Genomic DNA, 7972 nt, shown 5'->3' on the forward strand with positions numbered 1-7972 from the left:
GAGCATCGCCTTGCCAGCAATGCGGCCGTTTGTCACTTGCCCGGCGATGAATGTCAGCTGACACAAGCTGAGGGGCGCTTGACACACCTGGCGGACAAACGTGCGGTGCAATGGCCGTCGCGATCCTTCAGGCCCGCGCCCGACGTTCGATGCCCGCGGATGGAGCGATCGTTGTCCTGAAGCAAGTGAGGTTTGTCATGGTGCTCGAAGAATCCTTGCGTGTTTCTCGCCGCGGCTTGCTGCGTGACGCTGCGGTGTTCACCGCGCTGGCTGCGGCCTGGCCATTGGCAAACGCGGCGACGCCCCGCCATGCCGCCGACGCGATCCGCCCCTTCCGTGCCCGAGTGCCGCAGGCCGCGCTCACCGATCTGCGGCGACGCATCGCCGCCACGCGCTGGCCCGAGGCCGAAACGGTCAGCGACAGCTCGCAGGGCGTGCAGCTGGCAAGGCTCCAGGCGCTTGTGCGGTATTGGGCTACGAGCTACGACTGGCGCAAAGCGGAGGCGCGCCTCAACGCGTTGCCGCAGTTCGTCTCCAACCTCGACGGGCTGGATATCCACTTCATCCACGTGCGCTCGCGTCATTCGGATGCGATGCCGCTGGTGATGACGCACGGCTGGCCCGGCTCGGTGCTGGAGTTGCTGGGCGCCGTGGGGCCGCTCACCGATCCCACCGCACACGGCGGTCGTGCGGAGGACGCCTTCCACCTCGTGCTGCCCTCGATCCCCGGCTATGGCTTCTCACAGAAGCCCACGGGCACCGGCTGGAATCCCGACCGCATCGCGCGGGCCTGGGACACGCTCATGAAGCGCGTGGGCTACGAGCGCTATGCCGCCCAGGGCGGAGACTGGGGGGCCATCATCTGCGACGCCCTGGGTCGCCAGGCGCCGGCAGGCCTGATCGGCATGCACGTGAACCGTGTGGAGCGCGCGACGACGCTTCCGCCGGACGTGGGCAAGGCGTTGATGAACGGCGAGCCCGCACCCGCGTCGCTCACCGAAGAGGAACGCAGCGTGTTCAATGAGGCACGCGAATTCCTCAACAAGGGCTTCGGATACGCCGCCATCATGAACACGCGCCCGCAGACGATCGGCTACGGGCTGGCCGACTCCCCCGTGGCACTGGCCGCCTGGTGCTACGACAAGATCTCCGATTGGGTCTACACGCGCGGCGATCCCGAGCGCGCGCTCGGGCGCGATGCGATCCTCGACGACGTTACGCTGTACTGGCTGACGAACGCGGGCACCTCATCGGGCCGCATCTACTGGGAGAACGCCGCCGCGGGCGTCAACGCCGCGCCGATTGCGGTGCCGGTGGGCGTGACGGTCTTTCCTGGTGAGGTCTACCGGCCGCCGAAGCAGTGGGTCGAGCGTGCCTACCGCAACCTCGTCTATTACCACCGTGCGGAAAAGGGCGGGCACTTCGCCGCGTGGGAAGAGCCGGAGCTCTTCGCGACCGAGGTGCGCGCGTCGTTCCGGTCGCTGCGCACCAATTGATCGCCGGCGGGGACACGAATCGGATCGGTGCTGTGCGCCCGATGCGGGGGCGCTGCGAGTCTCGCGATGGCCGCGCCTTCCCACGGCCGGCAGGCCTGCGCCTGCGGGCCGCTGACGCGCCCGGATCAGCCGAGGGCCAACCGCGTCCCGCCGCCGCCCACCGCGCGCCGGATCCCGTCCGGCCCATAGAAGGGCAGCGCCGTCGCCTGCAGGTAGTGCAGCGCATTGCGGGTGAAATCGAGCTGGCCGTGCACCATCGACCCGTTGCGATGGTTGCCTGCCTTGGCCCGCTCGGCCAGGGTCAGCAGCTCGGCCCAGGTCTGCCGTGCGGTGGCCCCGGCGGCGGTGGCGGCCGCATCGGCGCCGGCGCGGCCAGGCTCGAAGCCCATCGCCACCTGGGTGGATTCGCGGGCGCGGTCCAGGGTGGCCATGCGGTCGAGCAGGCCGGACTTCCGTTCGGTCAGCGCGCCCAGGTCGGCGAACAGGCCGGCCTGCATGGCCTGCGCTTCGTCGTCCAGCACGTCCAGGAATTCCTCCACGCAGGACTTCTCGGCCAGCAGGTGGGACAGCAGCACGGCGCTCATCGCTTCAGTCCTTCTTGCCGGCCAGCAGGTCGCGCACGCTGTCGATCAGGCCGTCGGCGATACGCTCGGGGCGCACCTGGTAGCTGCCGTCCCGGATGGCCTGGCGGATCTCGGCGACGCGCTCGGCGTCGAAATCGGTGTTGGGGCCGCCCGGCATCGAATGGATCTGGGCCGAGGACGACAGCTGCACCGTGTCCCGCGCCTGTTCGGCGGCTTCGGCGCCGGCGGCCGGCTGGGCCTTGGCGCCCTTGCCCGCGCGGGAGAGGGAAGTGGCCGAGGAGGCGGGTTGTTCGATCTTCAAGATGGTTCCTCAATGGTTGACCGCTTTATCGGCAGTCCGGGCCAGAACTTTAGGGCGCGGTGTCGTCCATGCTACTGCGCCATCCGGATCTGGCCTTCCTCGTCCGCCACGCCGCTGAGCAGGCGGCCGTCGCGGGTCTTGGCCTGCACCAGGGCGCCGATCTCGGCCCGGGTCAGGGCGCGCGCCTCGGTGCTGACGGTGAAGCCGGGCCCGCCGGCGATCACCTGGACCGTCTGGCCCTGCTGGATCACGACCGTGCCGCGCAATTGTTCACGCCGCAGCGGCGCACCGGCGGCGACGCGGTTGACGGCCACCATGCCTTTGAGCTCGGCCGGGTCGGCCAGGACGGACTTGGGCAGCGCCGTGAGGTCGCCGGTGCGCGCGGCCACGTCGCCTGCGCCCAGGGCCTGGCCGGCGTCGATCGCGCGCGTGGCGACCAGGTAGCGGCCTTCCACCGCCACATGGGCCTGGACATAGCGCGTCCACGGCCGCTCGCCGGGGCAGCGCAGGCCGACCGAGACCCGGCCCCAGGCCGAGGCGCCGTTCGGCAGGAAGGCTTCGAGGGCATCGCAGGGCGGCAGGGCAGACGCCGGCATGGTCACGCGGATGCTGGCCCGGCCGGGCAGGCCGGCAGTCTGTTCCTGGAGGAACTGGCGGACCGTCTCCTGGGCGTCACCGGCCGCGGCCGTGCACGCCACGGCGGCCAGCGCCAGCGGCAGACAGCGGAGGAATAGGCGGGTCTTGTCCATCATCGGTGCCCAGATTCTAGGAATGGGCCGCTCCGCGCGAAGGTGCGAAGTGCACACCAAAACCCCCTTTGTTCGGCCCATTGCAATCCGGGGCCGTGCATAGACTCGCTTTCCATCTGTCGCCACGCCCGGCCCGGGCCGCGACGCCGAAAGGATGGAAATCACATGATCGACAAGCTGGATGCGGCGCTGCGCTTCAACCGCGAAGCCCTGAACCTGCGGGCCCAGCGCCAGGAAGTCCTGGCCGCCAACATCGCCCACGCCGACACGCCCAACTACAAGGCGCGCGACTTCGACTTCAGCGCCCGGCTCGCCCAGGCGGTGGAACAGGGCCGCGGCGGCCAGACCGTGACGATGGCCACCACCTCCGCGCGCCACCTGCAGGGCGAGGCCCGCTCCGTGCCGGACGCCGACCTGCTCTACCGCATGCCCACGCAGTCCAGCATCGACGGCAACACGGTCGACATGGATGCCGAGCGCATCAACTTCGCCGACAACGCGCTGCGCTACGAGGCCAACCTCACGCTGATGAGCGCCAAGATCAAGTCGCTGATGGCGGCGGCGCAGTAGCGAACAAGAACAAGCACAGAGAAGAAGGAACGCCGCCATGCCCCTGCCCAGTGCATCCATGAGCATCTTCGACATCACGGGCTCCGCGATGCGGGCCCAGTCGCAGCGCATGAACGTGACCGCGAGCAACCTGGCCAACGCCGAGAGCGTGGCCGGCCCCGACGGCCAGCCCTACCGTGCCAGGCAGGTGATCTTCCAGGTCGCGCCCTCCGGCCAGCAGGACATCGGCGGCGTGCAGGTCGCCGGCGTGGTCGAGGACGGCGCGCCGCCGAAGATGGTCTACGACCCCAGGAGCCCCCACGCCAACGCCCAGGGCTACGTGAGCATGCCCAACGTCAACGTGGTCGAGGAGATGACCAACATGATCTCCGCCTCGCGCAGCTACCAGGCCAACGTGGAGGTGCTCAACACCGCCAAGACGCTGATGGTCAAGACGCTGACCCTCGGCCAGTAACCCCCTTCCAACCCCCAAAGAAACACCACCATGGCGGTCAACGACGCTCTTTCCTCGCTCAACGGCACCGGCACGACCCAGACCGGCGGCACAGGCGGCACAGGCGGGATCAGTGGCTCCGACAACGAGCAGCGCTTCCTCAAGCTGCTGGTCACGCAGCTCAACAACCAGGACCCGCTCAACCCGATGCAGAACGCCGAGCTCACCTCGCAGCTGGCGCAGATGAGCACCGTCACCGGCATCGAGAAGCTCAACGCCACGCTGTCGGGCCTGGTCAACCAGACCGGCACCAACCAGGTGCTGCAGGCCGCATCGCTGGTCGGCTACAACGTCCTGTCGCCCGGCAACCAGATCGCCACCACCGCGCCCAAGGAGGGCGAGGACCCGGCGCCCGTGCCCTTCGCGGTGCAGCTGCCGGGCACGGCCGGCGACGTGCAGGTCAAGATCGTCGACGGCGCGGGCCGCACGGTGCGCACGCTGGAGCTCGGCTCGATGCCCGAGGGCGTGAATGCCGTCACCTGGGACGGCAAGGCCGACGACGGCTCGGTGGCGCCGGCGGGCAACTACAGCTTCACCGTGGTCGCCAGCAACGACGGCGCCAAGGTCGAGGCCACGGCGCTCACCTTCGCGCAGGTGGCTGCCGTCAAGCAGGGTGCCAACGGCGTCCAGCTGGAGCTGGCCAATGGCCGCAGCATCAGCCTCGACGACGTGCGCATGTACCTCTGAACCCTTCTTCCCCGGGCCTTGGCGTCGCCGCTGCAGGCCGCTTCATCCACGCATAGCAACAAGGATCGATCATGAGTTTTTCCCAGGGCATCAGCGGCCTCAACGTGGCTGCCGCCAACCTCGACGTCATCGGCAACAACATCGCCAACTCGGGCACGGTGGGCTACAAGTCGGCCGCCGCCACCTTCCAGGACATCTACGCCGGCTCGCGCATCGGCCTGGGCGCGTCGGTCTCGGGCGTGGTGCAGAACTTCACCCAGGGCGTCACGCAGACCAGCAGCCGCCCGCTGGACGTGGCCATCGTCAACGGCGACGGCTTCTACCGCCTGCAGAGCCCGAGCGGCGAGATCATGTACTCGCGCAACGGCCAGTTCACCCGCGACAAGGACGGCTACATCGTCAACGGGCAGGGCCTGCGCCTGACCGGCTACGGCGTCACCGCGGCCGGCGGCCTCTCCGGCGGCACGCCCACCGCGCTGCAGGTGCAGACCTCCTCGATGAACCCGAACGCCACCACCAGCGTGGACGCCGAGTTCAACCTCGACTCCCGCCAGACCGTGCCGACCAAGACGCCCTTCAACGCCACCGATTCCGGCACCTTCAACTACTCCAACTCGATCGGCCCGGTGTACGACTCGCTGGGCAACCCGCACGAGCTCACCGTCTACTTCGTGAAGACCGGCCCCAACGCCTGGAACGCCTACGGCCAGGCCGACGGCGCCAACCTCAATGGCGGCGCGGCCCTGGCCGGCATCACCTTCGACACCAACGGCAACATGACCGCCCCGGCCGGCGGCAGCTTCAACATCGCGGGCCTGAACTTCGGCAACGGCTCCGCCGCGATGAACATGACGGTGGACCTCTCGGGCACCACCCAGTTCGGCAACCCGAACGGGATGAGCAAGCTCAAGCAGGACGGCTACACCGCCGGCACGCTGACCTCCTACTCGATCAACCCCGACGGCACCATCACCGGCAAGTTCTCCAACGAGCAGACCAAGCTGCTGGGCCAGGTGGTGCTGTCCAGCTTCGCCAACCCCAACGGCCTGGAGCCCAAGGGGGGCAATGCCTGGGCCGAGACCCTGGCGTCGGGCGCCGCGATCACCAGCACGCCGGGCGAGGGCACCAAGCAGGGCTCGCTCGAAGCGGGCGCGCTCGAGGCTTCCAACGTGGACCTCACCTCCGAGCTGGTGAACCTGATCGTCGCCCAGCGCAGCTACCAGGCCAACGCGCAGACGGTGAAGACGCAGGACCAGGTGGTCCAGACGCTCATCAACATCCGCTGAGCGGCGCTGACAGGAGCACCCCGTGGACCGCATGCTCTACGTCGCCATGAGCGGCGCCAAGCGCGTCATGGACGAACAGGCCGTGAGCGCCGCCAACATGGCGAACGTCTCGACGCCGGGCTTCCGCGCGCAGATCAACGCCGCCCGCGCGGTGCCGGTGGTCGGCGAGGAGCCGTCCACCCGCTCCTTCGCGGTCGCCACCACGCCGGGTGCCGACTTCAGCCACGGCCCGCTCACGCAGACCGGCCGCAACCTCGACGTCGCGGTGCATGGCGACGGCTGGCTGGTGGTGCAGACCCCCGGCGGCGGCGAGGCCTACACCCGCGTGGGCAACCTGCAGGTCGGCGCCGACGGCCAGCTCCTGACCATGGGCGCGCGCCCGGTGGTGGGCGAGGGCGGCGCGCTGGTGGTGCCGCCCGGCTCCACCGTGCAGATCGCCGCCAACGGCGCCATCACCGCGCGCGGCGCGGGCGACCCGCTGGTGGGCGTGGCCGAGGTCGGCCGCCTGAAGCTGGTCAACCCGCCCACCGCCGACCTGGTGCGCGGCGAGGACGGCCTGTTCCGCATGCGCGAGGGCCTGCCGCCGGCCGAGGCCGACGCGGCCGTCACCGTCACCAGCGGCGTGGTCGAGGGCAGCAACGTCAAGCCGGTCGACGCCATGGTGGCCATGATTTCCCAGGCCCGCAGCTTCGAGATGCAGATGAAGTCGATCCAGACCGCGGACAACAACGCCCAGTCCGCCAACAAGCTGCTCGCCTACGGCTGAGCAGCGCTCCATTGAAGAAAAAGGAATCCCGCCATGATGCGCTCGCTCTACATCGCGAAGACCGGCCTCGATGCCCAGCAGACCCAGCTGGACGTGGTCTCCAACAACCTGGCCAACGTCGGCACCACCGGCTTCAAACGCAGCCGCGCGGTGTTCGAGGACCTGATGTACCAGAACCTGCGGCAGGTCGGCGGCCAGACCTCCGACCAGACGCGCCTGCCCTCGGGCCTGCAGGTCGGCACCGGCGTGCACGTGGTCGCCACCGAGCGCATCCATGCGCAGGGCAACATGACCAAGACCGACAACCCGAAGGACGTGGCCATCAACGGCGCCGGCTTCTTCCAGGTGCTGATGCCCGACGGCACCACCTCGTACACCCGTGACGGCTCCTTCCAGACCGACCGCGACGGCCAACTGGTCACCGCCAGCGGCTTCCCGGTGCAGCCGGCCATCACCATTCCGCAGAACGCCACCAGCATGACCATCGGCCGCGACGGCATGGTCTCGGTCACGCAGGCCGGCAGCACCGCCACCGTGCAGGTCGGGCAGCTGCAGCTGGCCACCTTCCTCAACCCCGCCGGCCTGCAGAGCTTGGGCGAGAACCTCTATGCCGAGACTGACTCTTCCGGCGCACCCAACCAGCTCAACCCCGGCCTGGAAGGCGCGGGCATCCTGAGCCAGGGCTATGTCGAATCTTCCAACGTCAACGTGGTGGAAGAGCTGGTCAACATGATCGCGACGCAGCGGGCGTACGAGATCAACAGCAAGGCCGTTCAAACGTCCGACCAGATGCTGCAAAGGCTGGCCCAGCTGTGATGAGACATCCTGGGACCTTGGACGTGTTGCTCGCTTTCCCTGGGGGAGACGGGGTCTTGCTCCCTCTCCCTCTGGGAGAGGGTGGGGGTGAGGGCACTGGGCCTTTGTTCTTGCCTTGCTGGTTGTGTGGTGCAGGAGCCGGGAATTCGCCCCGGCGGGCGAGTCACTTTCTTTGCTTCGCCAAAGAAAGTAACCAAAGAAAGGCGACCCCACTGCGCGTGACC

General features: G+C 68.8%; 10 protein-coding genes. 7 read left to right on the forward strand and 3 right to left on the reverse strand.

The features are described from left to right. The first annotated feature begins 197 nt into the window (after positions 1 to 197). Positions 198 to 1496 (forward strand): epoxide hydrolase family protein, encoded by a 1299-nt coding sequence (locus tag A8M77_RS31170; protein WP_086925350.1) that lies wholly within the window; start codon positions 198 to 200, stop codon positions 1494 to 1496. A gap of 125 nt (positions 1497 to 1621) precedes the next feature. On the opposite strand, the gene A8M77_RS31175 is transcribed toward A8M77_RS31170, so the two are convergent. The 3 genes from A8M77_RS31175 to flgA form a co-directional block, all read right to left on the reverse strand. Further along, a complete protein-coding gene (locus tag A8M77_RS31175; protein ID WP_238137037.1) occupies positions 1622 to 2080 on the reverse strand; it encodes a flagella synthesis protein FlgN in 459 nt (152 codons plus the stop codon). A gap of 4 nt (positions 2081 to 2084) precedes the next feature. After that, entirely contained in the window at positions 2085 to 2381 is a 297-nt protein-coding gene (gene flgM, locus A8M77_RS31180) for a flagellar biosynthesis anti-sigma factor FlgM (protein ID WP_086925351.1), read from the reverse strand. Positions 2382 to 2452: 71 nt separating this feature from the next. Beyond that, complete coding sequence (gene flgA, locus A8M77_RS31185; RefSeq protein ID WP_086925352.1) at positions 2453 to 3133, reverse strand: flagellar basal body P-ring formation chaperone FlgA; 681 nt, start codon at positions 3131 to 3133, stop codon at positions 2453 to 2455. A 162-nt stretch (positions 3134 to 3295) separates the two neighbouring features. Here flgA and flgB point away from each other — a divergent pair, with 162 nt between their 5' ends. From flgB to flgG, 6 genes are all read left to right on the forward strand, one after another. After that, a complete protein-coding gene (flgB, locus tag A8M77_RS31190; protein WP_086925353.1) occupies positions 3296 to 3700 on the forward strand; it encodes a flagellar basal body rod protein FlgB in 405 nt (134 codons plus the stop codon). Between the two features lie 37 nt (positions 3701 to 3737). Beyond that, on the forward strand, positions 3738 to 4154 hold the full coding sequence (gene flgC, locus A8M77_RS31195) for a flagellar basal body rod protein FlgC (RefSeq protein ID WP_086925354.1): 417 nt from the start codon (positions 3738 to 3740) through the stop codon (positions 4152 to 4154). A gap of 30 nt (positions 4155 to 4184) precedes the next feature. Then, positions 4185 to 4880 (forward strand): flagellar hook assembly protein FlgD, encoded by a 696-nt coding sequence (locus tag A8M77_RS31200; RefSeq protein WP_086925355.1) that lies wholly within the window; start codon positions 4185 to 4187, stop codon positions 4878 to 4880. A 71-nt stretch (positions 4881 to 4951) separates the two neighbouring features. After that, positions 4952 to 6166, forward strand: a complete 1215-nt coding sequence (gene flgE / locus A8M77_RS31205) for a flagellar hook protein FlgE (protein WP_086925356.1) — start codon at positions 4952 to 4954, stop codon at positions 6164 to 6166. A gap of 22 nt (positions 6167 to 6188) precedes the next feature. Then, positions 6189 to 6932 carry a flagellar basal body rod protein FlgF gene (locus tag A8M77_RS31210; RefSeq protein ID WP_086925357.1) on the forward strand — a complete coding sequence of 248 codons (744 nt, stop codon included), beginning with the start codon at positions 6189 to 6191 and terminating at the stop codon, positions 6930 to 6932. Between the two features lie 33 nt (positions 6933 to 6965). Then, positions 6966 to 7748 (forward strand): flagellar basal-body rod protein FlgG, encoded by a 783-nt coding sequence (flgG, locus tag A8M77_RS31215; protein WP_086925358.1) that lies wholly within the window; start codon positions 6966 to 6968, stop codon positions 7746 to 7748. Positions 7749 to 7972 lie beyond the last annotated feature (224 nt).

Origin of the sequence: Variovorax sp. JS1663 (assembly GCF_002157355.1) — a bacterium.
Classification (GTDB): Bacteria; Pseudomonadota; Gammaproteobacteria; order Burkholderiales; family Burkholderiaceae_C; genus Variovorax.

Excerpts from the sequence above, each read along its gene's own strand:
- flgE (WP_086925356.1), top strand. The coding sequence starts at position 4,952 with ATGAGTTTTTCCCAGGGCATCAGCGGCCTCAACGTGGCTGCCGCCAAC.
- flgG (WP_086925358.1), top strand. The coding sequence starts at position 6,966 with ATGATGCGCTCGCTCTACATCGCGAAGACCGGCCTCGATGCCCAGCAG.
- flgB (WP_086925353.1), top strand. The coding sequence starts at position 3,296 with ATGATCGACAAGCTGGATGCGGCGCTGCGCTTCAACCGCGAAGCCCTG.
- A8M77_RS31170 (WP_086925350.1), top strand. The coding sequence starts at position 198 with ATGGTGCTCGAAGAATCCTTGCGTGTTTCTCGCCGCGGCTTGCTGCGT.
- A8M77_RS31200 (WP_086925355.1), top strand. The coding sequence starts at position 4,185 with ATGGCGGTCAACGACGCTCTTTCCTCGCTCAACGGCACCGGCACGACC.
- A8M77_RS31175 (WP_238137037.1), bottom strand. The coding sequence starts at position 2,080 with ATGAGCGCCGTGCTGCTGTCCCACCTGCTGGCCGAGAAGTCCTGCGTG.
- flgA (WP_086925352.1), bottom strand. The coding sequence starts at position 3,133 with ATGATGGACAAGACCCGCCTATTCCTCCGCTGTCTGCCGCTGGCGCTG.
- flgC (WP_086925354.1), top strand. The coding sequence starts at position 3,738 with ATGCCCCTGCCCAGTGCATCCATGAGCATCTTCGACATCACGGGCTCC.